This window comes from Mesorhizobium sp. WSM4833 (assembly GCF_055811095.1).
In genome coordinates, this window is sequence record NZ_JBVVQG010000008.1 from 256,118 (window position 1) to 279,957 (window position 23,840).

A 23,840-nucleotide genomic window follows, 5' to 3' on the forward strand; every position below is an offset into this window, starting at 1 on the left:
AACGTCACATAAAGTCATCCCGCTTAGTTCTTCTTTTTGTTGAGGAAACTCCAGGGTGAGTTCACCGGCAGCGTGATCGTATCCGGCACGGTCTCGACGCTCACCACATCTGCCTTGCGCACGCTGTAGCCAGACTGGATGATGCTGACGCCGTCGAGGATGAACAGCTGGCTCTTCTCCATGTCCGGCTTCAGCGCGCCGGTGACCGCTACAGGCTGATAGGCCTCGGACATCTTGTAGGGACGGGCCGGCGTAACCAAGACAATCTGGTTGGGCGGCGGCGTCGGCATGTGACTGCAGGCACCCGTCCAGGGTACCAGCAGGAACTGGTAGACAAGATCACCGTCGCGATCGACCGGCAATGCGTAGCCGGCTAGCTGAATGCTTTTGTCCTGAAGATTGACGGACAGCGTTTCGCCATGGTCGGGCAATTTTGCCGCGATCATCGGCAGCCCGACGTTTTCGGCGGCGGATTGCGTAGCCGGACGCAGATCCTTCCAGAATATGTGCGCAGTCTCGGCCGAGGCATCGGCGGCAGCGGACACAAACAAAGCGGCAGCGAGCGCCAGGGTTGATTTTAGAGGATTGCTCATCGGCCGCTTCCTTTGAGCCTCAAGTAAAGACGCCGCTGCCAAAGACGTCAACGCTCGGGCCGCATCACATGTCGGTAGCCACTTCACATGTCGGCGAGATACTGACAGGCCGGAACGCGCGCCGTCAGCCTTTCCTGGCGGCGATCCGCGCGAACGTCTTGGCATTGGTCAGCTCCCTTACGGCGTCCTTGCCGATCCAGCGCGCCGTCTTGTCGGTCGACTGCGCCAGCCGTTCGGCGACAGCCAGTGCGGCACCGTGCATGTCCATCGATCGTTTGCCGATCGACCGAAGCGCCCAGTTAACGGCTTTCTTCACGAAATTGCGGCTGTCGGCGGCATACGCTTCGATGATCGGCAGGAAGGCGAGGAAGGTCGTCTCCGGCTCCTGCTTCCGTGGACGACAGACCAGGCCATCATGGCAAAGGCCGTGCGCCGAACGAATTCCCGCTCGTCGGCCGCGAACTCGGCGATCAGTTCTTTCCAGGCGTCCGTATCGACAAAGAAATCCGAGACACCGTCGACGATGTCCCAGGAGTCGAAACTCGCCGCCCATCTCCTTGCATCTTCAGCAGAAAACCGTTTCGGGTCAGCCGTGACGGAAGCGATGAACTGCGCCTCCACGATGCCGGTGTCCCACAGCTCGAAGGCGCGCTCGTGGTTGCGTTTGATCTTCCTGGCGATCTGCCGCTGCATACCGTGCGAGATGCCAAGTGCACGGTCGATCTTGATGCCGTAGCGCAACATGCCGAGGCGGTTCTCCTCGGATCCGATGGCGCGAAGATGGGCGACGATTTCCGCGGCACTGGATTGAGGCGAGAGCTCTGCCACGGCAGAGACCTATTTTTCGAGACGGGCGAGCAGCGAGGACGTGTCCCAGCGCTTGCCGCCCATCGCCTGCACATCCTTGTAGAACTGGTCGACGAGTGCGGTGACCGGCAGTCTGGCGCCATTGCGGTCGGCCTCGGCCAGGCAGATGCCGAGATCCTTGCGCATCCAGTCGACGGCGAAGCCGAAATCATATTTGCCGGCGTTCATCGTCTTGTGGCGGTTCTCCATCTGCCAGGAGCCCGCGGCGCCCTTGGAAATCACCTCGATCACCTTCTCGATGTCGAGCCCGGCCTTCTTGCCGAAATGGATGCCTTCGGCCAGGCCCTGGACGAGGCCGGCGATGGTGATCTGGTTGATCATTTTGGTGAGCTGGCCGGCACCGGCCGACCCCATCAAGCCGACCATGCGCGCAAAAGCGTCGATGACAGGCTTCGCTTTGTCGAACGCATCCTGCTCGCCGCCGACCATGACGGTCAGCACGCCGTTCTCGGCGCCGGCCTGGCCGCCCGAGACCGGCGCATCGAGAAACGAAAACCCGCCGGCTTGCGCCGCCGCCGCCAGCTCGCGAGCGACCTCGGCCGAGGCGGTGGTGTTGTCGATGAAGACCGAACCCTTCTTCATCGATTTGAAGGCGCCTTCCGGACCGGTCGTCACCGAACGCAGATCGTCGTCATTGCCGACGCAGGAGAACACAAAATCCTTGCCCTCGGCGGCCTGCGCGGGGGTCGCCGCCAGGCTACCGCCATGCTGGCCAACCCATTGCTCGGCCTTGGCCTTGGTGCGGTTGTAGACGGTGACGTCATGGCCGCCCTTGTTCTTCAAGTGTCCGGCCATCGGATAGCCCATCACGCCAAGACCGAGAAATGCCACAGATGCCATGAGCTTGCCCTTCAGAATGGAAACGGAATTTGCTGCGAAAGCTCTAGGCTCTGCGCTCAATTCGTCAAGACGCGTATAGCCTGATCGACTGGTGCAGCTGAATTGAAAATCGTCAGCGTTTCAGGTGAACGGTGATCCGGCGCTCGATCCATTCGACGCCATGCCGCAAGATCTCGACCATCACCAGATAGACGAGGGCGACCCAGATATAGGCCTGGATGTCGAACGAGTTGGCGAAGGCGAGCTTGGCGTTGCCCATCAGATCGTAGACCGTGATGATGGCGACGATGGCGGACGCCTTGACCATCAGGATCAGTTCGTTGCCATAGGGCCGCAAGGCGACGATCAAGGCTTGCGGCAGGATGATCTTGCGCAACGTCTGCAGCTTATGCAGGCCAAGCGAGGCCGCCCCTTCCCATTGCCCTCTTGGCACGCTCTCTATGGCGCCGCGCAGGATCTCCGCCTGGTAGGCGGCCGTGTTGAGCGCAAAGGCAAAGACGCCGCAATTGAACGCGTCCTTGAAAAAATCCCAGAGGCCGACCGACTGGAGTTCGACGCGGAACGAGCCCAATCCGTAGTAGACCAGATAGGTCTGGACCAGCAGCGGCGTGCCGCGGAAGAAATAGACGTAGCAATAGGCGAGGCCGGACAGGATCCGGTTGCTGGACATGCGCCCGTAAGCGACGGGCACCGACAGGATCGCGCCGAGTACCATCGATATGGAAACCAGCGCCAGCGTGACCCCAAGCCCGCTCAGATAAGCCGGCGCATATTTGGCAAAGAAATCGGGATTCCAGGCAAGGAAGAGATAGCTGACGATGCCGATACCGAACAAAATCCATAGGCCCACCAGCGCGTAACCGGCGATACGCCTGCGCGGCCAGCCGCGCGCCCGTGGCGGCGGACGTTCGACCATGGTGGCCGTGGCGCTCATCGCTGCGCCTCCCGCCGGCCAAGCGAGCGCAGGATCGCGTTGGTGGCGAAGGACGACAGGACGGCCAGGCCAAGAAAGACCAGCGAGGCGACGCCGAAGAACAGGAAAGCGTGCTTGGTGACGCGGGCCGCAATGCTGGCATTGCGCAGCGTCTCGGCCAGGCCGACGACCGACACCAGCGACGTGTCCTTGAGCAGGCTGAGCCAGCAGTTCTCCAGTCCAGGAAACGCGATGCGCAGCAGCTGCGGCACGATCACCTTGCGCATGGTCAGCCAGTTCGAAAGACCGATGGCGTAGCCGCCCTCATACTGGCCTTTGGGAATGGCGCGGAAGGCGGAAAGGAAAACCTCACTGGCATAGGAGGAGAAGATCAGTGCAAGCACGATCATGCCGGCGACAAAGCTGTTGACGTCGATGGTGACGTCAGGCCGGAAATACCTGACGAGATGCTGCAGCAGGATCGGCATGCCGAAAAAGAACAGGAACAGCGTCACCAGTTCTGGCAGGCCGCGAAAGACGGTGGTGTAGATGTTGGCGGCAAGGCGCAGCGACGGTTCTTCGGACTGCTTGGCGAGTGCAATGAAAAAGCCGATCGTCAATCCGATGGGCAGCGTGGCAAGCGCCAACGCAATGGTGATCAGTGCGCCATAGGCAATATCGTCAAGCCAGCCTTCAGGTCCCCAACTGAGAAGTGTCCATATGCTCTGGGCTGGCATCGACCGGTCTTATCCCCACGGCATTCCCAAGACGAATAGAAAGACGGCGGGGAAATTCCCCGCCGTCTTGACCTGGCTTATCAGGACTCGGCGCCGTAGACGTCGAACTTGAAATACTTGTCGTTGATTTCCTTGTATTTTCCATTGGCGCGAATGGCGGCGATGGCCGAGTTGAGCTTGTTGACCAGGTCGGTTTCGCCCTTGCGTACGGCAATGCCGGCGCCAGGCCCGAAAATCTCGACCGGCTGCGGCGAAGGTTGGCCGAGGATCTTGCAGCAGGCGCCGTCAGGCGAGTCCAGAAACTGCTGCAGCACGACGATATCGTCCTCGATGGCGTCGAGACGACCATTGGCAAGATCGGCCTGCTCCTCGGGGCTGCTCGGATAGCCCTTCACGGTGCTGTCGGTGTAGGTCTTCGAGGCATAGTTGAAATGCGTGGTGGTGGTGGCGACGCCGATGGTCTTGCCGGCGAGATCTTCCTTGGTCACGCCTTTCAGCGTGCTGTCCTTCGGCACGGCGATCGCCGAGGGCGTGTTGTAGTATTTGTTCGAGAAGTCGACCTTCTCCTTGCGCTCCGGCGTGATCGACATCGAGGCGACGATGGCGTCGAATTTACCGGCCTGGAGGGCTGGAATGATGCCGTCCCAATCCTGGGCGACGAAGGTGCACTTGACCTTCATCTCATCACAAAGCGCCTTGGCGATGTCGATATCGAAGCCCACGAGCTGGCCATCGGCGGTAAGGTTGTTGAAGGGCGGGTAGGCGCCTTCGGTGCCGATCCTCAGGGTCTTTTCCTGGGCCTGGGCGACGCCGAGCGTCAGCAGCGCGGCCGATGCGGCAAGCGCGATACGCAGTGAAATACGCATGATGGTCCTCTCTTTATGGTCCCGGCCGTCGTTCCGAACGGCTCTGTGGGGCGGTGCTTTTGACCGCCCGCTGGCGCGATACTCCCACTCTTTCCAAGAAAAAAGCAACTGCAAAACCGCAAAAATGGGCAAGGCTATTCTGCCGTTGCGTCAGCACTCAAGCAACGAGCCCGGTGGTGCGCTCGATGAAGTCGGCTATCGATTTTGCATCGTCGAGATCGAATACCGGCAGCAGCTCGCCTTCAATGGCAAAATCGGCGGCAACAGCGACGATGTTGGGATCCCCCGCCGAAAGCGGCGTACGGTCCTTCGCATCCAGCCGGCGGGTTTCGATCTTGCTGTGGGCTTCGCGCTTGTAGCCCTCGACCAGCACGAGGTCGCAAGGGGCAAGCCGCGACAGGACAGTCTCCAATGTCGGCTCATCCTCGCCGCGCAGCTCGTGCATCAGTGCCCAGCGAACGCCGGAGACGATCGCGACTTCGGTGGCGCCGGCCTGCCGGTGGCGAAAGCTGTCCGCGCCAGGTTTGTCGATGTCGAAGTCATGGTGGGCATGTTTCACCGTCGACACCTTCCAGCCGCGCCGAACCAATTCGCTGACCAACCTCTCGGTCAAAGTCGTCTTGCCGGAATTCTTCCAGCCGGTGATGCCGAAGACGCGTCTGTTCATGGCTTGATGCTCTGCAACAGACGCTCGGCAGACACAAGATCGTCCGGCTCGTTGATGTTGAAGAAAGGGTCGACCCCCGCCGATGGCGGAACCGGGAATTCTACCTCGACAAAACCCTGCCGGTCGATGAAAGCCGAAACCCGCCTGATATCTTCATCGACCAGAAAGTGCTGCAAGGCATCGCGGCAGCCGATCGGCCAAAGCGCGAAGGTCGGATGCCGCTTGCCGGCCGAGCGGGCAACGGCAATAGAACCGGGGCTTTGATCGGCGGCCCCTGCCAGACGCTCGACAAGGTCCAACGGCAGGAAAGGCGTGTCGCCGGCAGCGCTGACGATCGCCTTGCAAGACCTGTTGGCCGCGGCCCATTCGAGGCCGGTCAGGATTCCGGCGAGCGGACCGGCAAAGCCGGGCACGCTGTCGGCAAGCACCGGCAGTCCAAAGCGCAGGAATCGTGCAGGGTCGCCATTGGCGCTGAGCGCCATCGATTCTATTTGCGGGGCGAAGCGCGACACGACCTGGTCAAGCAGGCAGCCATCGCCAAGCGGCAACAGGCTCTTGTCGCCGCCGCCCATCCGCCTCGACTGGCCACCGGCCAGAACAATCCCCGCAATGTCTCGCTTCATGCCACGAAGCCTGTACGCCAGCCGTCGGAAATCACAAGAATGATCTGGCTAGATTCCGTCCGGAACCATGCTTGGCCCCGTGCTTTCGGCGACGATCTTGCGCCGGCCGACGACCCGCTCGCGGTAGAGCGCATAGAGGCCGGAGCCGATGATGATGGTGGCGCCGACGATCATCGGCAGATCGGGAATGTCCGCGAAGATGAACAGGCCAAGCAGGATCGACCAGATCAGGGCCGTGTAGCGGAACGGCGCGATGAAGGAGATATCGCCCGCCCGCATCGCCATGATGATGAACTGGTAGCCGATAATCACCAGCACAGCCGCCAGGGCCAGCAGGGCCGTGCTGTTGCCCGTCATCGGCGTCCAGCCGCCCATTGCCGGCAACAGCGCCGCGCCGACGATGGTCATGGCAAGCGCGGTTGCCGTCGACACCAGCAATGTCGGAATGGCCTTGGGAATCCGCTTGGTGGCGAGATCGCGCACCGCGCAGCAGGCGACGCTGGCCAGCGCCGACAGCGAGTAGACGCTGAACCCTTCGAAGCCCGGCCGCACGATGATCAGCACGCCGGCAAATCCGATGGCGATGGCCAGCCAACGCCGCCAGCCGACAGTCTCGCCAAAGACAAGTGCCGCTCCCATCGTCACCGCCAGCGGCAGCGCCTGCAGCACCGCCGAAACATTGGCGATCGGCAGATGGGCGAGGGCGACGAGGAAACTCACCGTTGCGCCGGCCTCGCTGATCACGCGCAAGGCGACCAGAGGCTGCAGCATCGAGCCCGGGCGGGCGAGAGCGCCGCGCTGCCAGGCCAGCAGGCCGACGAAAAGCGAAGCGAAAGCCCCACGGATCAACATGACCTGCGCCATGTTCATCGATTGCGACGAGTATTTGGTTATGGCGTCGTTGAGGGTGAAGCCGGCCATCGCCACCATCATGAACAACGCGCCGCGAAGATTTGGAGACAGGGGCAAGACGGCTACCGGTTCTGCTAATACATATCGCCCAAAAGTGACCTCGGTTTTGGGGAAACGACATGCATAAGAAACAAAGACCTGAAGCGCGTGGCCTGAATCCGTTCAAACGCGACGCGCTTTAGGCAGCAAGCCTGTAACAGTCGGGCATGAAACAGCAACAGCAAAGGACTGGGCCACAGCCTTGTTTGTGGCCCGGAATATCGCCTGCGATGGCGAACTTACTTCTTCGGCGTAAGCACCTCGGTGCCATTGCCTTCCTTGCCGGCGATCGTCCAAAGACCGTGCAGCGAACCGTCCGCCGCCACCTTGTAGACGACCAGGCCAATGTCCTTGTCCATGACATAGCCGGCGGAGAAGGCATCATCGTTGCGCATGCAGATGCCGTCGGAAGATGAGCCACCAGTTTCCCAATGGATCGCGCAGGTCGTCCCGCTGGTCAGCGTGATGGTGGCTTCGCCGCCATAGGCCGAGCCGTCGAAGTTGGTGCCGGCGACCGTATAGGTGCCGCCGATCGACTGCGCCGCCGCGGGCACGGCCGCGAGGCCAAGCAGTGCCAGAGAAAGAACGAGTTTGCGCATGGTGTATCCCCCTGTGAGCGAAGAGCAGCTTCCAGGGGAAGGCTAGGCTGGAACAGACTGGCCGTAAATCCGGCTGCGGTTCGCGAACAAGACTTTTTCTGGGGTGTGGTCCGAAACCGTCATGGCCCCTTGAGACTGCCGGCGATGGCGCCGACCAGCGGATCGTATTTCGACTTCAGCGCCGGCGGGTAGTCGACCCAGACCGTACGGATGATACCGTCTTTCCCAAACAGACGTCGCTCGTAGAATATCTTTCCATCCCTCAGGCCCGACAGCACGGCCCAGTCCTTTCCGGCCTTGCTGTAGGTGATCTTGTAGCCCGGCTCCTTGCTCGCCTTCTCCGCCGCGACAAAGCCTTTCGGTGTGTCGTCGTCGACGTTGAGGATGCCCGAGCAGATCAGGCTGGCGCCATCGGCGCTCAGCCATTGCTGTCCGTCGCCATTGTCGGGCTCCGGCTGGCGATCGGTGAAGACGTCGTCGGGAAAGGTGCAGACAGTGCCGAAGCGATCGTTCACATAGGTGAATGGCGCGGCGACCGCACTGGTTGCTGCCATTGTCGCAATGACCAGGAATGAAGAGTGCAGCCGCATGCTCGCCTCGAAGTCATGATCCCGAAGCGATATTGCATGAATTTCACGGAAAGATCAGCCGCCAGTGACGCTCATGTGGCGCGACACCGATGGGCGGCTGGTGCGGCGGTCGATGATGAAGTCATGGCCCTTGGGCTTGCGGCCGATGGCTTCGTCTATTGCTTCGGCGACCAGCTCGTTGCCTTCCGAGGCGCGCAAGGGCGCGCGCAGATCGGCGGCATCTTCCTGGCCGAGACACATATAGAGGGTGCCGGTGCAGGTCAGCCGGACGCGGTTGCAGCTCTCACAGAAATTATGCGTCATCGGCGTGATGAAGCCGAGCCGTCCGCCGGTCTCGGCGACCTGGACGTAGCGCGCCGGGCCGCCGGTCTTGAAGGGAATGTCGGTCAGCGTGAACTGGCGTTCGAGCGACGCGCGCAGCAGCGACAGCGGCAAATACTGGTCGGTGCGGTCGGCATCGATCTCGCCCATCGGCATGGTTTCGATGACCGTCAGGTCCATGCCGCGGCCATGCGCCCAGCGCATCATCTCGGGCAGCTCGGCGTCGTTGAAATCCTTCAACGCCACTGCGTTGAGCTTGACCTTGAGCCCGGCCGCCTGCGCGGCATCGATGCCTTGCATGACCTTGTCGAGATGGCCCCAGCGGGTGATCTTGTGGAATTTGTCGGCATCGAGCGTATCGAGCGACACGTTGATGCGCCTGACGCCGCAATCGGCGAGTTCGGCGGCAAAGCGCGACAGCTGCGAGCCGTTGGTGGTCAGCGTCAGTTCTTCCAGCGCGCCGCTTTCGAGATGCCGCGACAGCTGGCGCACCAGATGCATGATGCTCTTGCGCACCAGCGGCTCACCGCCGGTCAGCCGCAATCGCCTGACGCCCTTTTCGATGAAAACCGTGCACAGCCGGTCGAGCTCTTCCAGCGACAGCAGGTCCTTCTTCGGCAGGAAGGCCATGTCCTCGGCCATGCAATAGGTGCAGCGGAAATCGCAGCGGTCGGTAACCGACACGCGGAGATAGCTGATCGTGCGGCCGAAAGGATCAATCATGTCCATGCTTCAAGCGCTTCCCGTGGCCGTGAACGGCTTCGTTATATACCGCTATGTGATACGATCCGGCCTGCTGTTCAAGATAGCGCCTCTCGATCTTTGGTAACATCTCTCAGCCGACATCGCATGTCGGTCGGTCTCATCAGACCTTTTCCCGTTTGGCGAAGCGGCGTAGGGAAGGGCGGATGACACGGGATCGAACAGCATGACCGCACCGAAAGAACTCAGGGTTTCCAAGGACCGCAAACTTCTGTCCGTCACCTTTCCCGACCACCATCCGTTCGAACTGCCGGCGGAACTGCTGCGCGTCGCCTCGCCATCGGCCGAAGTGCAGGGCCATTCGCCGGATCAGCGGGTGACGGTCCCCGGCAAGCGCAATGTGGCGATCCTGAAGATCGAGCCGGTCGGCAACTACGCCGTGCGCATCACCTTCGACGATTTCCACGACACCGGCATCTTCACCTGGAATTACCTGCATACGCTCGGCCACGAGAAGGATGCGCGCTGGGAAGCCTATCTCGCGGAGCTTGCGGAAAAGGGATTGAGCCGGGACCGCTAGATTGATTCCTCTCGCTGTCGTCAAAACGTCATCGATCTGGGGTAGCGCCGGCAAAGGTTTGGAGGCGAAAACATGTCGGTCATCACCACGGTCGAGCAGCTCGAGGCACTCTACGGCGTTCCAGGCGAGGCCTCGCTGGTCAAGGAACTCGACCACGTCATTCCCGAATATGCCGCTTTCATCGAAGCCTCGCCCTTTGTCGCGCTGGCGACCAGCGGACCGGAGGGGCTGGACTGTTCGCCGCGCGGCGATCTCGCCGGCTTCGTGCGCATCCATGATCCGAAAACGCTGATGATGCCGGACCGACGCGGCAACAACCGCGCCGATTCGCTGAAAAACATCATCCGCGACCCACGCGTCGGCCTGCTGTTCCTGGTGCCGGGCTCCGGTACGACGCTGCGCGTCAATGGCCGCGCTCACATCACCACGGATACAGTGCTGTGCGCGTCATTCACGGTGGACGGCAAGGCGGCGCGATCGGTAACCGTCGTCGACATCGATGCGGTCTATTTCCAATGCGCCCGGGCCATCGTCCGCTCCGAGCTCTGGAACCCGGCAAGGCATGTCGAGCCGAAGTCGCTGCCGACGCCCGGACAGATCCTGGAAATCACCAGCCGCAAGAACATCGACGGCGAAACCTACGACAAGGAATGGCCGGAACGGGCGAAGAAGACGATGTGGTAGATCCGGGCTGAAAGGCCGTCACGCCTCATTCAGCACATCATAGATCTTGCGCATCTGCTCGCCGATCATGTCGCATTGCTCCGGCGTCGACTGGCTCATCGCCTTCTCGATCAGCGCCATATGCACTTTCAGCGCCTGCATCAGCAGCGCCTCGCCGGCCTCGGTGAGCGCGAGCCGCAGGATGCGCTTGTCCTTCTCGTCGCCTTCGCGGCGCAGCAGGCCACGCGCTTCCAGCTGCGGCAACAGCATGGTGATGTTGGAGCGGCCGACGAGCAGCTTGCGGGCAAGATCGTGCTGCGACATTCCGGGGTGGCGATAGAGGTTCATCAGCACGTCGAGCTGCGCCGGCTTCAAATCGAGCGGCGCAAGTTTCACCGCCAGCGTGCGCTCAAGCACATGGCAGGCGCGCGCCACCGCGACCCAGTTGCGGAAACGCGGGTTGTCCCAAGGCAGCTCTTGTTTATTGTTCATCTTTGAACTATTATGTTCATGCTTGAACGTATGGATGGATTCTCACTATGGCATCATTCGGGCTGAAGGTCATCCGGGGCGTGTTCGGTGCGGCAGAGCGTGTCGCGCCGCGGCTCAGCGGACGCGCGGCGTTCGAATTGTTCTGCCGCACCCCGAATGTCAAGGCGCTCAGCGATGGCGAGCGCCGCGCTGTCGAGCGTGCGACGGGGTTCATGACCGAGGCGCGTCATCACCGGCTGAAGACCGCGACCGGCTGCGTCATGGTGCACGAGTTCCGGCCCGAGCCGGGCAGGGCGGCCGTCGGCACGGTGCTCGTCGTCCATGGCTGGCGCTCGCGCACCGAATATATGCGCGCCTTGATCGAAGGCTATCGCGCCGCCGGCTACAGGGTCGTTTCGCTCGACCTGCCTGGCCACGGCCAGTCGCAGGGCCGGCGCCTGAACATGGTCAATGCGGTGGATGCGGTGCGGGTTGCCGGCGAATGGTTCGGCCCGTTCGCGGCGGCGGTTGGCCATTCCTTCGGCGGCGCCGTCGCCGCCAATGCCATCGCCGGTTCGGTCAAGAACATCCCGCCGCTGGCGGCGGGACGCCTGGTGCTGATCGCGGCGCCAAGTTCCCTGCCGGCGATCTTTGCCGACTTCAGTCATATGTTGAATGTCGGCCCGCGCTCGCAAGCCGCCATGGCGGACCGGGTCGAGCATCTTTCCGGCCGGCCGCTGCACGAATTCACCGGCGACCGCCAGCTCGCCCAGGCACCGGTGCCGACCCTGGTCATCCACGCGCCGGACGACCGCGAAGTCTCGGCCGATCACGCAAGGCGCTATGCCGGCGCCGGCGGCCATGTGCGGCTCTACTGGGCCGACGGGCTTGGCCATCGCCGCATTCTTGCCGACAAGGGCGTGGTCGAACGCGCGGTCGGCTTCGTGACTCATCGCGAGCCATTGCTGCTGCATTGAGCGGCGGTCGAGATTATTTCTTCTTCTCGCCGGGTTCGACCGGCAGTCCGGCGGCCTTCCATGCGGTGTAGCCGCCAAGGATGTGCTTGACCGGCGAAAGCCCCATATCCTGCGCCGTCTTTGTGGCCAGGGCCGAGCGCCAGCCGCCTGCGCAGAAGAACACGAAGCTCTTTCCCGAGGCAAAGAACGGCTTGTGGTAAGGGCTTTCGGGGTCGATTCAGAATTCCAGCATGCCGCGCGTGACATGCTTGGCGCCGGGAATCCTGCAGTCGCGTTCCACTTCGCGCGGATCGCGCAGATCGACGAAGATGGTGTCTTCATCGTCGATCAGCCCGGCCGCCTCCTCCGGCGAAACCACCTCGATCACGGCGTTCGCCTCGTCCAGCAGCTCGCGATAACCCTTTTTCACGCTCTCATCCCTCCCGGCCTGCCGGCCCTAGTATTGCTGGCAAGTCAGAATTTCGAGCACATCAGCCGGCGTTTGTCACGCCGCGCTGCCGCCGGCCATCGTCTTCCAGGCTGCCATGGCCCCGGCAACCGTCGCCAGCAGGGCAGCGTGCGAGGCGCCGTCGCGTGCCTGGATCGACATGCCGTGCTGGACCGTGGCGAAAAAGGTCGCAGCGGCATTCGAATCGAAATCCGCCGGCAATTCGCCTTCGGCAACGCCGCGCTCCAGACGCTTCTGCAGGGCGGTGTGGTTTTCGGCACGACGACGGCGCAGATCGTCGCAGATGGCGCCGCGGCTCGAATCCTGATGCAGTGCACCCAGCGTGATCAGGCAGCCCTGCGGGCGATCGCTCTGCGCATAGGCTTTCGCCGTCAGGCGCAGAAATTGTTCGATCGCCTGCCGCGCGGTCGGAGCCTCGTCCAATGCCAGCCAGATGTCGGCACCCTCGGTGTGCGAGTAAAAATCCGTCGCCTCCAGGAACAGCGCCTCCTTGCTGCCGAAGGCAGCGTAGAGGCTGGGCGAGTTGATGCCCATGGCGGCGGTCAGCTCGCTCATCGATGCACCTTCGTAACCACGCGCCCAAAACACCTGCATCGCGCGGCGCAGGGCCGCGGTTCGATCGAAGGTGCGGGGACGGCCTCGTTCCGACATGACGCTCTTTCTGTGTTGATCGATACATAATTCAGTTGACGCCAGCGGGCAAGGCTGACAGATATTTATGTATCGATCATTACATAAAAGGAGAATTCGATGTCTTCCAGCAGATTGAACGGCAAGGCCGCGCTCGTCACCGGCGGCAGTCGCGGCATCGGCGCGGCGATTGCGCGGAGGCTGGCGGCCGATGGCGCCAGCGTCGCGCTGACCTATGTGCATGGCGAGGAACAGGCCCGCGCTGTCGTCGCCGAGATCGAGGCCAAGGGCGGCCGCGCCATCGCGATCAAGGCCGACAACCGCGATGCGGTCGCCCTAGACAAGGCAGTCGATGACGCCGTAACCGCCTTTGGCCGGCTCGACATCCTGGTCAACAGCGCAGGCATCTGGCGCGCCGCCCCAATCGACACGCTGTCGCTCGCCGATTTCGACGAGACCATGGAGGTCAATCTCCGGGCCCCGTTCATCGCTTCCAAGGCCGCGGCCGCCCATATGGGTGAGGGCGGCAGCATCATCTCGATCGGCAGCAACCTTGCCGAGCGGGCGACCGACGGCAGCCTCACGGCCTATTCAGCCAGCAAGGCGGCGCTGGTCGGCCTGACCAAGGCGCTGGCGCGTGACCTCGGCCCGCGCGGCATCACCGCCAATGTCGTCCACCCCGGTTCGACCGACACCGACATGAACCCGGCCGACGGCCCGCATGCCGAGCATCAGCGCCGGAAGATGGCAACGCCGCGCTTCGGCAAGGCCGACGACATTGCCGGCATGGTCGCCTGGCTCGCAGGCCCGGAAGGCCGCTTCGTCACCGGCGCTGCCCTGACCATCGATGGCGGCGCCAACGCCTGATCCCGCGGGGATTTCCGGCTGGGGCGGAACCACCCTCCGCTCCAGCCGTCACGATCTTGTGAAACCGTTCTGCAACAGGCTTTCCAAAATTTATGAAAGCTTAACGAAATCGGTATGAATCAGTATAGTCGCGCCTTACATCCGCCATGCGGTGAGCGGGACGATCGAGCGTGCGGAACGGGAACCGGTTGCGGCCGGAGCGGGTGATTCATGAAATTCCTCGGAAACAAAGCAACCGTGATGCCGCTGATGGCAATCACGGCGACGCTGGCTTTCGGTGTACCCCAGGCAGGCGCGCAGGGGCTCTTCGACATGCTTTTCGGCGGCGGCGTCAGGCATGCGCCGAAAGGCGAGTTTCCGCCCCCGCCACCGAAGAACAAGCCAAAGCCGAAAGTGTCCGGTGGCGGCGGCGGCAATGTGAAGATCAGCAGCCCGTCCTACTACACCTACAAGGCCGACCGGCTGGTTCGCGTCGACTTCTCGGCATTGGCCGCGACGCCGGCGCCGGCGACACCGCAGGACGCCGCCTTCGTCCCGTCGGCTACGGGTGCCGCGTTTCGTGATGCGGTTGCCAGCTTGGGCGACTACGAACTCTTAGCCGAGCCCGACATCGCCAAGGCGCTGATCGCGTACTACTCGGCCAATCCGGATTTCATCTGGATAAGCGGAACCAGCCTCAACAGCCGTGCGCAGGATGCGGTGCGGGTGCTTGGCGAGGCTTCAAGCTATGGCCTCACGCCCGCCGACTATACGGTCGAAGTGCCCGCTGCCGGCGCATCGTCGACCGATGCCAATGCGCAACTGAAAGAACTCGTCCGTTTCGAGATGGCGCTTTCGGCGCGTGTGCTGCGCTATGCCCACGACGCCCAGAACGGCCGCGTCGATCCCAACCGCATGACCGGCTATTATGATTTCCCGGCCAAGCCGCTCGATCTGCAAGGCGTGCTGAAAACGCTGGCTCATACCCAGCAGGTGCGCACCTATCTCGAATCGCGGCACCCGCAGAATGCGGAATACCAGGCGCTGCGCGTCGAACTGGAAGCGCTGCAGGCCAGTGCGGAAAACGAAATCGTCGTCGACCCCAAACTGCTGCTGAAGCCGGGCGAAACCAGCCCCGAACTGCCGAAGCTGCTGACCCTGATCGCGCGCAATCTCGATGACGAGATGGGCGGCGCCTATGGCGAGGTCCTGTCCAGGCTGGCCACCAGCGACGTCTATGATCCGGAACTGGTCCCGGTCATCAAGGCCGTGCAGCAGAAGGCAGGCATGAAGGGCGACGGCGTCATCGGCCCGCGCACCGTCGCGACGCTGGCCGGAACATCCAAGGCCGACAAGCTGCTGAAGGTGGAAGTGGCGCTGGAGGAACTGCGCTGGCTGCCCTCCGATCTCGGCAGCCCGCGCGTCTTCATCAACCAGCCGGCCTTCACCGCGAGCTACATCGACAATGGCGAGGAAAAGCTCAAGACGCGTGCCGTCATTGGCCGGACCACCAACCAGACCTCCTTCTTCTACGACCAGATCAAGCAGGTCGATTTCCATCCCTATTGGGGCGTGCCCCAGTCGATCATCGTCAACGAGATGCTGCCGAGATTGCGCAACGATCCGGGCTATCTCGACCGGGCCGGCTATGAGGTGACGGATTCGCGCGGCAAGCGCATTCCTTCGTCGGCGGTCAACTGGGGCGCCTATGGCTCGAACATCCCCTACAGCGTGCGCCAGCAGCCGAGCGAGGCCAACGCGCTGGGCGAGTTGAAGATCCTGTTCCCCAACAAGCATGCGATCTACATGCACGACACGCCGCAGAAATCGTTCTTCCAGCGCGATATGCGCGCGCTCAGCCATGGCTGCGTGCGGCTGCAGGACCCGCGCGGCATGGCGGCGGCGGTGCTTGGCACCTCCGTGGACTATATCGCCGAGAAGCTGAAGCACGGCCACGCGACCGAGAACGTGACCCGCACGATCCCGGTCTATGTCGCCTATTTCACCGCCTGGCCCGATTTGTCCGGCAAGGTCGAATATTTCGGCGACGTCTACGACCGCGACTCGCGGCTGAAGCAGGCCCTGGATGCCACGGAGGCGGTTCGCTCGCCTTCGAGTTGATTTAGCGCTCGAACAGTGGCCGTCGGAAGCCGGCGTCGCGCCCAGCGATCAGCCAATAGAGCAACCCGGCGACAAGGCCGGCAGCGGCAATGATGCCGATGTCGACCCAACGCTCCGGGTCCATGTCCTCCGGTGCGCTCGGCCAGATCAGGGCGAAGCCGCCGACTGCGGCGCCAGCGCCGAAAACCATGTGCAGCAGGACATTGCGCAACGAGAAGAACTCGGCGATCAGCGCGAAGATCAGCGTCTGCAACGCGGTCACCACGATCGTCAGGAAATAGACGAACATGCCGAGCGGCGGCACCAGCAGCACCGCGATCGGCGAAACGCCCATGACGTCGAAATAGTTGGGCGCATTGGGCAAGGAACTGAGCACGCCATAGATCACCGCCACGGCGATCAGGCCGACCAGCACCGATACGAAGTAGCCGGCCAACATCATCAATATGCGCTTCATCACGTGCTTTGCCGTCGCCATCCCCATCCCCCAATGCGGCGCCCGGAGCTATTCCAGGGAACGACAGTCAGCCATCAAAGCACGACTGACGCAAGGCCCGCGCCAGGGCGTCCGCCGAAGTTGGCGCCGGGAGCCCGTGACGCAGCCGAGAACGAATTCGTGTCGGAACGTCCCTATTTCGGCTCCGCCGTTACGGGATCATAGGTGATTTCGACCTTCGCCTTGTCCGCCGTGTAATAGGTGACGGTGTAGGCGCCGCTGTCCCAGTCGACCTCGTCCACATAGCGAAAGCCGTCGCGCTGCTCGACCTTGGCAATGATCTCCGACAGCTTCTTGGCATTGGGCGGCGGCAGCGGCTTGTCGTCCCCAGCCAAGGCCGGCCCGCCGGCGAGGAGAACGGCGACGCTGGTCGCCAGCAGAAATCTGGACATGGCTTTCCCTCAAGTTTCGTCGGACAGAAACTCGCTGGCGCGCCGGTTTGTTCCGCAGCTGGAACAGATGACGATTTGGTCTGCCGATTTGCAGCTGCCCGAGGGGCGGCCGCCCGCTTGACTTAAGCGGCGCGTCGTTGAGCGGGGTGGAGACCTGAACGGGTTCGGCGAGGGTCGACGGCGGTCACGATGCTGTGGTGGTGATCGCAATAGACGCGATCCGCCGAAGTCGGCCCGGCACAAAAACGATAACCGCCGGGTACCGACCGGTCTTCGCTTACCGGGAAGCGGCACTGATAGACGCCTAGCTGAATGAGGGGGACGTCTTTCGAAATTGGTCTGACATTTTCAGGCATGGTTTTTTAGCTTCCTGGTTCATAGCCATTGCCGGCTGACGGCCGCTATGCGACCGCGTCAAAGCGAGCTTCTCTCGTTTTGGAGGGCTGTGGATCACCATATGGTGTCGATCGCAGCGTCAATGAAGCCCGAAACCCTGCTTTCGCAAGCCAATCATTGCGACTTAAGGCCACACTGGCTGCTGGGAGGGCGGGCTGCGGGAGCGAGTACATTTTGTCAGCAGACAGTGCGGTCGCGTCCCGGAGCATCTCTTCGAACCGTTGCGCCGGTGCTATGGTGTGCCTGCATGATCAGACAGCAGGGATATGAGGCATGCCCGAAATCACACGCCGTACACTTCTTGCGTTTACCGCCGTGGCCTCGGTCATTGAACCGACATTTGCCGAAGCGGAAGGGGCCTCACCCGAATTGCGGGCGCTGATCGGAGCCCATGAAGCCAGCTATGTCGAGCTTCACAGGGTTGTTCATCAAGCGGGCAGCAGCAGCCACGAACGCAAGAGGGCAGACCGGATCGAACAGGAAGCCTTGCTGGCCATCTGCTCCTATCCCGCGATCAGCCGAGGCGACCGCCGGGCCAAGGCCGATTACCTGCTGACCGCCGAGGCTCGGGGCGAACTCGACCTGGAAGAGCACATGCAGGCCATCCTGCACTCGATGAAGCGCTGATCGCGGCTCGACCGGCGTAGGGCAGAGTTTGGCCCCATCGACAGGAGTTCATGCGCGGCGACTATCTCGCCGCCTTCCATTGCTGCGACTACGCATCTTTGGCTAATGGACGAAGCGGTCAGCGACCTGTCGGGCAAGTGGCGCTCGATGAAGCCCGGCCCATGGAGCAAGCCCGAGCGCTGAACCGGAACAACGCTATACGGTCTTTTGCGCCGACGACCGCATCGAGGTGTCGTTTTGGGATCGCGAACAGATGAAGGTCCGAAACGGCTCCGACGTCTGCCCGTTCCAGAGATATGCGAGCTACAGCAGCGCGTGGAATTCGCCCAGAAGAATTTTGGCGGGCAAGGGGCGGGGTGTAGTTGCTGGGCATTTTGGGGCGCGGCGTTCAGGAAGGCCGATGGTGGGCGATGCAGGGATTGAACCTGCGACCCCACCCGTGTGAAGGGTGTGCTCTCCCGCTGAGCTAATCGCCCGCTCGTTGCCCGAAGGCCAAGCGAGCCGCGATATAAGGGAGGCGGGTGCGGGAAGTCAAGGCGGTGTCCGGCGTTCTGACAGGGATCGGTTTTGCTGTGCTTTGCGCCCTGTCTCCGACCGACGCCGGCCGCCTTCCGGTCAGTTTCCGGCAGCGGCAATCAGCCTTTGCGCCAGATCGAGCGTCAGGGCGTCGAAATGCGAGATCACCGCAGAAGGCTCGAACTCCCGCACATGGCGGTCGGTGTAGCCGAAATCGACCGCCACCACCGGAATGCCGGCGGCTTTCGCCGTGTCGATGTCGGTTTGCGAATCGCCGACCATCAGCGCGCAGTGCGGGTCGCCGCCGGCCAGCTTGATGGTCTCGATCAGATGGCGCGGGTCGGGTTTGCGGAAGGCGAACGTGTCCTGGCCGGCGATCGCCGCGAAATGTTTGGTCAGGCCGAGCGCCTCGATCAGCGCCAGCGAGTTGGCTTCGTATTTGTTGGTGCAGATGGCGAGGGTATAGCCGGCCTCCTCGAAGCGCGCGATCGCCTCGACGACACCGGGGTAGGGGCGTGACTTGCCGGGGATGTTGAGCGTGTAGTGGTCGAGGAAAAGTTTCAGCAGCCGGTCGTGCTCCTCGACGGCAAGCGATCGCTGATGGGCGGCGTGCGCCCGCTCGATCATCACCCGGCCGCCGTGACCGACAAAGCGCCTGAAGCCGGCTTCGTCGACCGCCGCGATCTCGCTGGCGGCCAGGCTGTGGTTGAGGCTGTCGAGCAGGTCCGGCGCTGTGTCGATCAGCGTACCGTCGAGGTCGAACACGATGATCGGTCGGGTCATGGTCTGTCCTGGGGCAAGTTTCTACAGGGGCAGGCGATAAAGGCTGCGGCGCGTCAAGGCAAGCGCTGGGCCAGCTCGTTCAGGCGGGGCCTGCTTATCAGGCCGGGCATTCGCAGCGGGCCCGTCCGATATGAAAAAACCCGCTTCGACGGCGGGTTGTTGGCGCAAATCAGCACTATAGGCAAAAATGTAGCATAGCTGCACTCACCCGTCAAGGAAATAATTCCTACACTGAGCATCACCTGGAGAAGCGCCGTCCAGGGCTTTGACCGGACCGGCAAAAATGCTACGAGCCCGGCAGCGAATTTCCGGGGCAATAACCGACATGGATGCAAGGCAGTTGAAGGTCGAAGCCGCGCGGGCAGCACTCGCCCATGTAAGCGACGGCATGCGGCTTGGCATCGGCACCGGCACCACGGCCGAGGAGTTCGTGCGGCTGCTTGCCGAAAAGGTTGCAACCGGCATGACCGTCATCGGCGTACCGACTTCGGAGCGCACCGCGTTGCTCTGCCGCGAGCTTGGCGTGCCGCTGTCGACGCTGGAGGAAACGCCAGAGCTGGATCTCACCGTCGACGGCGCCGACGAAGTCGACCCGGAACTGACCCTGGTCAAGGGCGGCGGCGGCGCGCTGCTGCGCGAGAAGATCGTCGCCGCGGCGTCCCAGCGCATGATCGTCATCGCCGACCGCTCCAAGATGGTCGAGACGCTCGGCCGTTTTCCCCTGCCGATCGAAGTCAATCCGTTCGGCCTGCGCGCCACTGAAATGGCGGTTGCCGCGGCGGCTGAAAAGCTCGGTCTTTCCGGACCGGTCACATTGAGGATGACGGGCGGGCAGGCTTTTGTTACAGACGGCGGCCATTTTATCCTCGATGCATCTTTTGGCCGCATTCCGGATACAAGAGCGCTTTCGAATGCTCTCCACGCCATTCCGGGCGTGGTCGAGCATGGTCTTTTCATCGGGCTGGCTTCAGCGGCCATCATCGCCGGCGGCGACGGTATCCAAACCGTCCATGCCGCCCGAAAACCAGGGAGTTCTACCGATCATGACGTTGCATAACCGGGTTCGCAGCCTTTCCGTCCTTCTGGCGGCCTCGGCCGTTTTCGCCTTCTCGTCGCCGGCGTTTTCGCAGGATGTCACGGAAGCGCACCTGAAGGCCGCCCGCGCGGCGGTCGCTGCGATCCACGCGACCGACCCGTTCGACAACATCCTGCCGCAGGCAGCCGCGGCGCTCGAATCGCAGCTGATCCAGAAGAACCCGGACATGCAGGAACTGATCGGCAAGACCATCAACGAGAAGGCTCTGGCGCTGGCCTCGCGCCGTGCCGACCTCGAGAAGGAAGCCGCACTCGCCTACGCGAAAGTGTTCTCCGAAAAGGAACTGACCGACATCGCCGCCTTCTACAATTCCGATTCGGGCAAGAAGCTGCTCGATAGCGGCCCGACGGTGACCCGCGAATTGGTCAAGGCAGCCGACATCTGGCAGAACGGCCTCGGCCGCGATCTCGCCCAGCAGGTCGGCGAAACGCTGGCCGCTGCCGCCAAGGCAAAGGCGCAGGCAGCACCCGCCGCGCCCGCCGACGGAGCCGCCGCTCCGGCGGATGGCGCAGCGCCCGCCGATGGCGCGGCCCCCGCGGACAACAACTGACGCGCATTTTCAAATGGCCTTGCGGCCTACTGCGAAAGCCCGGCCTGTCCGGGCTTTTCTTTTGCCGTTTTGCGGCCTACCTGTCTGACACATTTCTGAAGCCTGGGAGCCGCGTCATGGCCGGTTACGACTACGATCTTTTCGTCATCGGCGGCGGCTCGGGCGGGGTGAGGGCGGCGCGCGTCGCCGCGGCACTCGGCAAGCGTGTCGGCATCGCCGAGGAATACCGCTATGGCGGCACCTGCGTCATCCGCGGCTGCGTGCCGAAAAAGCTCTACGTCTATGCCTCGCAATTTCCCGAGCACTTCGCCGACGCCGCCGGCTATGGCTGGACGGTGCCGGAAGCCAGTTTCGACTGGCAGACGCTGGTCGCCAACAAGGATCGCGAGATCAGCCGGCTGGAGGCGATCTACGTCAGGAACGTCGAGGGCGCCGGCGGCGAGACCTTCCACTCGCGCGCCATGATCGTCGATCCGCATGTCGTGCATCTCCTGGGTGAGGATCGCACCGTCACAGCAGACCAGATCCTGATTGCCACCGGCGGCCGCCCGGCGGCGCATCCGGCGCTGCCCGGCCACGAACATTGCATCTTTTCCAACGAGGCTTTCGACCTCAAGGAATTGCCCAGGGCGATCATGATCGAGGGCGGCGGTTACATCGCCGTCGAGTTCGCCAACATTTTTCACGGTCTCGGCGTCGACACCACGCTGGTCTATCGCGGCAAGGAGATCCTCAGCCGGTTCGACATGGACCTGCGGCGCATGCTGCACGAAACCATGGAAAAGAAGGGGATAAGGATCCTTTGCCATTCCGTGTCCGAATGGATCCGCAAGCGGCCGGACGGCCGGCTCGACGCGCTGGTCAGCGGTGGCGAGGTGCTGACCGTCGACCAGGTGATGCTGGCCATCGGCCGCATTCCCAACACCGAGAATATGGGCCTGGAAGGCATCGGACTGGAGATGACCAAGACCGGCGCCATCGCCGTCGACCAATATTCCCGCACCAATGTCGACAACATCTGGGCAATCGGCGACGTCACCAACCGCGTGCAGCTGACGCCGGTGGCGATCCATGAGGCGATGTGCTTCATCGAAACCGCCTTCAAGGGAAATCCGACCGCACCCGATCACGAGACGATCGCGACCGCCGTCTTTTCACAGCCCGAGATCGGCACTGTCGGCCTGTCGGAGGACGACGCCGTCAAACGCTTTTCCGACATCGAGATCTACCGCGCCACATTCCGGCCGATGCGGCACACCCTGTCCGGGCGCGACGAGAAGATGCTGATAAAGCTGGTGGTCGATGGCGCGTCGAAGAGAGTGCTTGGCGCCCACATATTGGGGCCGGACGCCGGCGAGATGGCGCAGCTTCTCGGCATCCCGCTGAAGGCCGGCCTGACCAAGGGCGATTTCGACCGTACGATGGCCGTGCATCCGACGGCGGCGGAAGAACTGGTCACCATGTACAAGCCGACCTATCGCGTGAAGGACGGCGAGCGGGTCGATTGACGGCAAAGCCGGGTTGAGGAACTCCGCCGCGGCAAGGTCATGCCACGGCGGAGTTGGTTGCTACAGCAGCGTGCCGCGCAGGATCACCAGCGCCACCGAGAAATAGATCACCAGCCCGGTGACATCGACCAGCGTGGCAACGAACGGCGCCGATGCGCTGGCCGGATCGAAGCCGATGCGCTTCAAGGCGAACGGCAGCATCGACCCCGACAGCGAACCGAAGGTGACGATGCCGACCAGTGCAGCACCCACCGTGGTGGCGATCAGCGGCCAGTGCGGGCCATAGTCGTAGAAGCCCATATACTGCCAGAGCGCGATGCGGCAGACGCCGACCACGCCGAGCATGGCGCCCAGCACCAGGCCGGTGGGCAGCTCGCGCAGCGCCACCCGCCACCAGTCGCCAAGACCGATCTCGCGCAACGCCAGCGCGCGGATGACCAGCGAGGTCGCCTGCGAGCCGGAATTGCCGCCGGAGCTCATGATCAGCGGGATGAACAGCGTCAGCACGATCGCCTTCTCCAGCTCGCCCTCATAGCTCTGCATGGCGTTGGCCGTCAGCATCTCCGAGATGAACAGCGCGCACAGCCAGCCGCCGCGTTTCCTGATCATGGCGAGGAAGCTCATCTTCATGTACGGCTCGTCCAGCGCCTCCATGCCGCCGAAACGGTGCACGTCCTCGGTCGTCTCCGCGATCATCGTGTCGATGATGTCGTCGATGGTGACGATGCCGAGGATCTTGCCATGGTCGACGACCGGAACGGCGAGCAGATCGTATTTGGAGATCGTCTGCGCCAGCGTTTCGCGATCGGTCAGCGGGCCGACCGTCACCGGAAGATGATCCGGCGCCACCGTCATGATCGAATCGTCCGGCTCACCGGTGATCAGCCGGCGCAGGCCCGTCGAGCGCACAAGCAGGTGCGTTTGCGGATCGACGATATAGATCGCATAGACGGTCTCGCGCGTCCGCTCCACCTTGCGGATGTAATCGAGCGTTTGCCCGACGCTCCAGTCCGAGGGCACGCTGACGAACTCCGTCGTCATGATCGATGCGGCACTGCCTTCGGGATAGCCGAGGATGGAGAGCAGCGTTGCGCGCAGCGGCGGCGCAAGTCCGCCAAGCAGCTCGGAACGCGCCGGCTCTTCCAGCTCGCGCAGGATGTCGGCTGCCCGGTCGACCGACATGGCCGTGAGCAGCTTGCCCGCCTTGGCGCGCGGCAGCGCCTCCATGAGTTCCGACGCGCCGTCGAGTTCCGGCTGATCGAAGATCTCGACCAGACGTTCGAACGTCACTTCACAGAGCAGTTCCGTCGCGGTCTCTCGAGGCTCCCTGTTCAGGGCCTCGACAATGTCGGCGACGTGATCGTTGGCTAGGATACGGGCAATCGCGACGGCCTCGTCGCTTGCCACCGTGGTAAATTCGTTCATGGCTCACTCCTTGCCGTCCGGCAGGACATGAACCATGTGAGGTCAC

General features: G+C 62.8%; 26 protein-coding genes, 1 tRNA gene and 2 pseudogenes. 9 read left to right on the forward strand and 20 right to left on the reverse strand.

Annotated elements, in window-relative coordinates; genetic code table 11:
* Nucleotides 1-23: 23 nt before the first annotated feature.
* From AC0L2D_RS18340 to moaA, 12 genes and pseudogenes are all read right to left on the reverse strand, one after another.
* The gene (locus AC0L2D_RS18340) at nucleotides 24-593 is read right to left on the reverse strand and encodes a DUF3299 domain-containing protein (protein WP_013531710.1); all 570 of its coding nucleotides are present in this window, start codon (nucleotides 591-593) and stop codon (nucleotides 24-26) included.
* A 124-nt stretch (nucleotides 594-717) separates the two neighbouring features.
* Nucleotides 718-1,421: pseudogene (locus tag AC0L2D_RS18345) on the reverse strand (DNA alkylation repair protein).
* 9 nt (nucleotides 1,422-1,430) lie between these two features.
* Nucleotides 1,431-2,300: an NAD(P)-dependent oxidoreductase gene (locus tag AC0L2D_RS18350; RefSeq protein WP_013531708.1), complete on the reverse strand. Its 870-nt coding sequence runs from the start codon at nucleotides 2,298-2,300 to the stop codon at nucleotides 1,431-1,433.
* 112 nt (nucleotides 2,301-2,412) lie between these two features.
* Nucleotides 2,413-3,234, reverse strand: a complete 822-nt coding sequence (locus AC0L2D_RS18355; RefSeq protein ID WP_024503307.1) for an ABC transporter permease — start codon at nucleotides 3,232-3,234, stop codon at nucleotides 2,413-2,415.
* Nucleotides 3,231-3,950, reverse strand: a complete 720-nt coding sequence (locus AC0L2D_RS18360) for an ABC transporter permease (protein ID WP_024503306.1) — start codon at nucleotides 3,948-3,950, stop codon at nucleotides 3,231-3,233. The genes AC0L2D_RS18355 and AC0L2D_RS18360 overlap by 4 nt, the downstream gene beginning before the upstream one ends.
* 80 nt (nucleotides 3,951-4,030) lie before the next feature.
* Nucleotides 4,031-4,816 (reverse strand): ABC transporter substrate-binding protein, encoded by a 786-nt coding sequence (locus AC0L2D_RS18365; protein WP_013531705.1) that lies wholly within the window; start codon nucleotides 4,814-4,816, stop codon nucleotides 4,031-4,033.
* Nucleotides 4,817-4,973: 157 nt separating this feature from the next.
* Nucleotides 4,974-5,483, reverse strand: coding sequence for a molybdopterin-guanine dinucleotide biosynthesis protein B (gene mobB, locus AC0L2D_RS18370; protein WP_064993183.1), 510 nt, complete (start codon nucleotides 5,481-5,483; stop codon nucleotides 4,974-4,976).
* Entirely contained in the window at nucleotides 5,480-6,106 is a 627-nt protein-coding gene (gene mobA / locus AC0L2D_RS18375) for a molybdenum cofactor guanylyltransferase MobA (RefSeq protein ID WP_473541799.1), read from the reverse strand. Before mobA ends, mobB begins: the two co-directional genes overlap by 4 nt.
* Nucleotides 6,107-6,154: 48 nt before the next feature.
* Complete coding sequence (locus AC0L2D_RS18380; protein WP_013531702.1) at nucleotides 6,155-7,075, reverse strand: DMT family transporter; 921 nt, start codon at nucleotides 7,073-7,075, stop codon at nucleotides 6,155-6,157.
* Nucleotides 7,076-7,296: 221 nt separating this feature from the next.
* Entirely contained in the window at nucleotides 7,297-7,656 is a 360-nt protein-coding gene (locus AC0L2D_RS18385) for a hypothetical protein (protein WP_013531701.1), read from the reverse strand.
* A 119-nt stretch (nucleotides 7,657-7,775) separates the two neighbouring features.
* A complete protein-coding gene (locus AC0L2D_RS18390; RefSeq protein ID WP_224620939.1) occupies nucleotides 7,776-8,210 on the reverse strand; it encodes a hypothetical protein in 435 nt (144 codons plus the stop codon).
* A 90-nt stretch (nucleotides 8,211-8,300) separates the two neighbouring features.
* A complete protein-coding gene (gene moaA / locus AC0L2D_RS18395; protein WP_473541802.1) occupies nucleotides 8,301-9,296 on the reverse strand; it encodes a GTP 3',8-cyclase MoaA in 996 nt (331 codons plus the stop codon).
* 199 nt (nucleotides 9,297-9,495) lie between these two features.
* Here moaA and AC0L2D_RS18400 point away from each other — a divergent pair, with 199 nt between their 5' ends.
* Nucleotides 9,496-9,849: a gamma-butyrobetaine hydroxylase family protein gene (locus AC0L2D_RS18400; protein ID WP_013531698.1), complete on the forward strand. Its 354-nt coding sequence runs from the start codon at nucleotides 9,496-9,498 to the stop codon at nucleotides 9,847-9,849.
* Between the two features lie 72 nt (nucleotides 9,850-9,921).
* A complete protein-coding gene (locus AC0L2D_RS18405) occupies nucleotides 9,922-10,533 on the forward strand; it encodes a pyridoxamine 5'-phosphate oxidase family protein (protein ID WP_473541804.1) in 612 nt (203 codons plus the stop codon).
* Nucleotides 10,534-10,551: 18 nt separating this feature from the next.
* Here AC0L2D_RS18405 and AC0L2D_RS18410 read toward each other — a convergent pair whose 3' ends face one another.
* On the reverse strand, nucleotides 10,552-11,004 hold the full coding sequence (locus AC0L2D_RS18410; protein ID WP_013531696.1) for a MarR family winged helix-turn-helix transcriptional regulator: 453 nt from the start codon (nucleotides 11,002-11,004) through the stop codon (nucleotides 10,552-10,554).
* 47 nt (nucleotides 11,005-11,051) lie between these two features.
* Here AC0L2D_RS18410 and AC0L2D_RS18415 point away from each other — a divergent pair, with 47 nt between their 5' ends.
* Nucleotides 11,052-11,960, forward strand: a complete 909-nt coding sequence (locus tag AC0L2D_RS18415; RefSeq protein WP_027161593.1) for an alpha/beta hydrolase — start codon at nucleotides 11,052-11,054, stop codon at nucleotides 11,958-11,960.
* Between the two features lie 13 nt (nucleotides 11,961-11,973).
* Here the strand turns inward: AC0L2D_RS18415 and AC0L2D_RS18420 are convergent.
* Both AC0L2D_RS18420 and AC0L2D_RS18425 read right to left on the reverse strand, forming a co-directional pair.
* Nucleotides 11,974-12,369: pseudogene (locus AC0L2D_RS18420) on the reverse strand (rhodanese-like domain-containing protein).
* A 75-nt stretch (nucleotides 12,370-12,444) separates the two neighbouring features.
* The gene (locus AC0L2D_RS18425; protein WP_473541806.1) at nucleotides 12,445-13,059 is read right to left on the reverse strand and encodes a TetR/AcrR family transcriptional regulator; all 615 of its coding nucleotides are present in this window, start codon (nucleotides 13,057-13,059) and stop codon (nucleotides 12,445-12,447) included.
* 99 nt (nucleotides 13,060-13,158) lie between these two features.
* Here AC0L2D_RS18425 and AC0L2D_RS18430 point away from each other — a divergent pair, with 99 nt between their 5' ends.
* Both AC0L2D_RS18430 and AC0L2D_RS18435 read left to right on the forward strand, forming a co-directional pair.
* On the forward strand, nucleotides 13,159-13,905 hold the full coding sequence (locus AC0L2D_RS18430) for a 3-oxoacyl-ACP reductase family protein (RefSeq protein WP_013531692.1): 747 nt from the start codon (nucleotides 13,159-13,161) through the stop codon (nucleotides 13,903-13,905).
* 210 nt (nucleotides 13,906-14,115) lie between these two features.
* A complete protein-coding gene (locus AC0L2D_RS18435; RefSeq protein WP_473541808.1) occupies nucleotides 14,116-16,005 on the forward strand; it encodes a L,D-transpeptidase family protein in 1,890 nt (629 codons plus the stop codon).
* A 1-nt stretch (nucleotide 16,006) separates the two neighbouring features.
* Here the strand turns inward: AC0L2D_RS18435 and AC0L2D_RS18440 are convergent, their stop codons facing one another.
* Together AC0L2D_RS18440 and AC0L2D_RS18445 are read right to left on the reverse strand one after the other, a co-directional pair.
* On the reverse strand, nucleotides 16,007-16,489 hold the full coding sequence (locus AC0L2D_RS18440) for a hypothetical protein (RefSeq protein WP_063167997.1): 483 nt from the start codon (nucleotides 16,487-16,489) through the stop codon (nucleotides 16,007-16,009).
* Between the two features lie 146 nt (nucleotides 16,490-16,635).
* Nucleotides 16,636-16,893, reverse strand: a complete 258-nt coding sequence (locus AC0L2D_RS18445; RefSeq protein ID WP_473541810.1) for a PepSY domain-containing protein — start codon at nucleotides 16,891-16,893, stop codon at nucleotides 16,636-16,638.
* Nucleotides 16,894-17,562: 669 nt separating this feature from the next.
* Between AC0L2D_RS18445 and AC0L2D_RS18450 the strand changes: the two genes are divergently transcribed.
* Nucleotides 17,563-17,916: a hypothetical protein gene (locus tag AC0L2D_RS18450; RefSeq protein ID WP_473541812.1), complete on the forward strand. Its 354-nt coding sequence runs from the start codon at nucleotides 17,563-17,565 to the stop codon at nucleotides 17,914-17,916.
* 401 nt (nucleotides 17,917-18,317) lie between these two features.
* Here AC0L2D_RS18450 and AC0L2D_RS18455 read toward each other — a convergent pair.
* Together AC0L2D_RS18455 and AC0L2D_RS18460 are read right to left on the reverse strand one after the other, a co-directional pair.
* A tRNA-Val gene (locus tag AC0L2D_RS18455) sits at nucleotides 18,318-18,392 on the reverse strand.
* A 139-nt stretch (nucleotides 18,393-18,531) separates the two neighbouring features.
* Nucleotides 18,532-19,215 carry a phosphoglycolate phosphatase gene (locus tag AC0L2D_RS18460; protein WP_473541814.1) on the reverse strand — a complete coding sequence of 228 codons (684 nt, stop codon included), beginning with the start codon at nucleotides 19,213-19,215 and terminating at the stop codon, nucleotides 18,532-18,534.
* A gap of 325 nt (nucleotides 19,216-19,540) precedes the next feature.
* Between AC0L2D_RS18460 and rpiA the strand changes: the two genes are divergently transcribed.
* The 3 genes from rpiA to gor all read left to right on the forward strand — a co-directional run bounded on the left by rpiA (nucleotide 19,541) and on the right by gor (nucleotide 22,369).
* Nucleotides 19,541-20,272 (forward strand): ribose-5-phosphate isomerase RpiA, encoded by a 732-nt coding sequence (rpiA, locus tag AC0L2D_RS18465; protein WP_473541816.1) that lies wholly within the window; start codon nucleotides 19,541-19,543, stop codon nucleotides 20,270-20,272.
* On the forward strand, nucleotides 20,259-20,861 hold the full coding sequence (locus AC0L2D_RS18470; RefSeq protein WP_013531665.1) for a DUF2059 domain-containing protein: 603 nt from the start codon (nucleotides 20,259-20,261) through the stop codon (nucleotides 20,859-20,861). Before rpiA ends, AC0L2D_RS18470 begins: the two co-directional genes overlap by 14 nt.
* Nucleotides 20,862-20,977: 116 nt before the next feature.
* A complete protein-coding gene (gene gor, locus AC0L2D_RS18475; RefSeq protein WP_473541818.1) occupies nucleotides 20,978-22,369 on the forward strand; it encodes a glutathione-disulfide reductase in 1,392 nt (463 codons plus the stop codon).
* Nucleotides 22,370-22,429: 60 nt separating this feature from the next.
* On the opposite strand, the gene mgtE is transcribed toward gor, so the two are convergent.
* Entirely contained in the window at nucleotides 22,430-23,794 is a 1,365-nt protein-coding gene (gene mgtE, locus AC0L2D_RS18480; protein WP_473541820.1) for a magnesium transporter, read from the reverse strand.
* Between the last annotated feature and the right edge of the window lie 46 nt (nucleotides 23,795-23,840).

What these genes read in the sequence shown, in the direction of transcription:
- AC0L2D_RS18365 (WP_013531705.1), bottom strand. Translation starts at nt 4,816, where the DNA reads ATGCGTATTTCACTGCGTATCGCGCTTGCCGCATCGGCCGCGCTGCTG.
- AC0L2D_RS18390 (WP_224620939.1), bottom strand. Translation starts at nt 8,210, where the DNA reads ATGGCAGCAACCAGTGCGGTCGCCGCGCCATTCACCTATGTGAACGAT.
- AC0L2D_RS18435 (WP_473541808.1), top strand. Translation starts at nt 14,116, where the DNA reads ATGAAATTCCTCGGAAACAAAGCAACCGTGATGCCGCTGATGGCAATC.
- AC0L2D_RS18445 (WP_473541810.1), bottom strand. Translation starts at nt 16,893, where the DNA reads ATGTCCAGATTTCTGCTGGCGACCAGCGTCGCCGTTCTCCTCGCCGGC.
- AC0L2D_RS18385 (WP_013531701.1), bottom strand. Translation starts at nt 7,656, where the DNA reads ATGCGCAAACTCGTTCTTTCTCTGGCACTGCTTGGCCTCGCGGCCGTG.
- AC0L2D_RS18350 (WP_013531708.1), bottom strand. Translation starts at nt 2,300, where the DNA reads ATGGCATCTGTGGCATTTCTCGGTCTTGGCGTGATGGGCTATCCGATG.
- mobB (WP_064993183.1), bottom strand. Translation starts at nt 5,483, where the DNA reads ATGAACAGACGCGTCTTCGGCATCACCGGCTGGAAGAATTCCGGCAAG.
- AC0L2D_RS18400 (WP_013531698.1), top strand. Translation starts at nt 9,496, where the DNA reads ATGACCGCACCGAAAGAACTCAGGGTTTCCAAGGACCGCAAACTTCTG.
- gor (WP_473541818.1), top strand. Translation starts at nt 20,978, where the DNA reads ATGGCCGGTTACGACTACGATCTTTTCGTCATCGGCGGCGGCTCGGGC.
- AC0L2D_RS18430 (WP_013531692.1), top strand. Translation starts at nt 13,159, where the DNA reads ATGTCTTCCAGCAGATTGAACGGCAAGGCCGCGCTCGTCACCGGCGGC.
- AC0L2D_RS18470 (WP_013531665.1), top strand. Translation starts at nt 20,259, where the DNA reads ATGACGTTGCATAACCGGGTTCGCAGCCTTTCCGTCCTTCTGGCGGCC.
- rpiA (WP_473541816.1), top strand. Translation starts at nt 19,541, where the DNA reads ATGGATGCAAGGCAGTTGAAGGTCGAAGCCGCGCGGGCAGCACTCGCC.
- AC0L2D_RS18440 (WP_063167997.1), bottom strand. Translation starts at nt 16,489, where the DNA reads ATGGGGATGGCGACGGCAAAGCACGTGATGAAGCGCATATTGATGATG.
- AC0L2D_RS18415 (WP_027161593.1), top strand. Translation starts at nt 11,052, where the DNA reads ATGGCATCATTCGGGCTGAAGGTCATCCGGGGCGTGTTCGGTGCGGCA.
- AC0L2D_RS18460 (WP_473541814.1), bottom strand. Translation starts at nt 19,215, where the DNA reads ATGACCCGACCGATCATCGTGTTCGACCTCGACGGTACGCTGATCGAC.
- moaA (WP_473541802.1), bottom strand. Translation starts at nt 9,296, where the DNA reads ATGGACATGATTGATCCTTTCGGCCGCACGATCAGCTATCTCCGCGTG.
- mgtE (WP_473541820.1), bottom strand. Translation starts at nt 23,794, where the DNA reads ATGAACGAATTTACCACGGTGGCAAGCGACGAGGCCGTCGCGATTGCC.
- AC0L2D_RS18340 (WP_013531710.1), bottom strand. Translation starts at nt 593, where the DNA reads ATGAGCAATCCTCTAAAATCAACCCTGGCGCTCGCTGCCGCTTTGTTT.
- AC0L2D_RS18360 (WP_024503306.1), bottom strand. Translation starts at nt 3,950, where the DNA reads ATGCCAGCCCAGAGCATATGGACACTTCTCAGTTGGGGACCTGAAGGC.
- mobA (WP_473541799.1), bottom strand. Translation starts at nt 6,106, where the DNA reads ATGAAGCGAGACATTGCGGGGATTGTTCTGGCCGGTGGCCAGTCGAGG.
- AC0L2D_RS18405 (WP_473541804.1), top strand. Translation starts at nt 9,922, where the DNA reads ATGTCGGTCATCACCACGGTCGAGCAGCTCGAGGCACTCTACGGCGTT.
- AC0L2D_RS18410 (WP_013531696.1), bottom strand. Translation starts at nt 11,004, where the DNA reads ATGAACAATAAACAAGAGCTGCCTTGGGACAACCCGCGTTTCCGCAAC.
- AC0L2D_RS18355 (WP_024503307.1), bottom strand. Translation starts at nt 3,234, where the DNA reads ATGAGCGCCACGGCCACCATGGTCGAACGTCCGCCGCCACGGGCGCGC.
- AC0L2D_RS18450 (WP_473541812.1), top strand. Translation starts at nt 17,563, where the DNA reads ATGCCCGAAATCACACGCCGTACACTTCTTGCGTTTACCGCCGTGGCC.
- AC0L2D_RS18425 (WP_473541806.1), bottom strand. Translation starts at nt 13,059, where the DNA reads ATGTCGGAACGAGGCCGTCCCCGCACCTTCGATCGAACCGCGGCCCTG.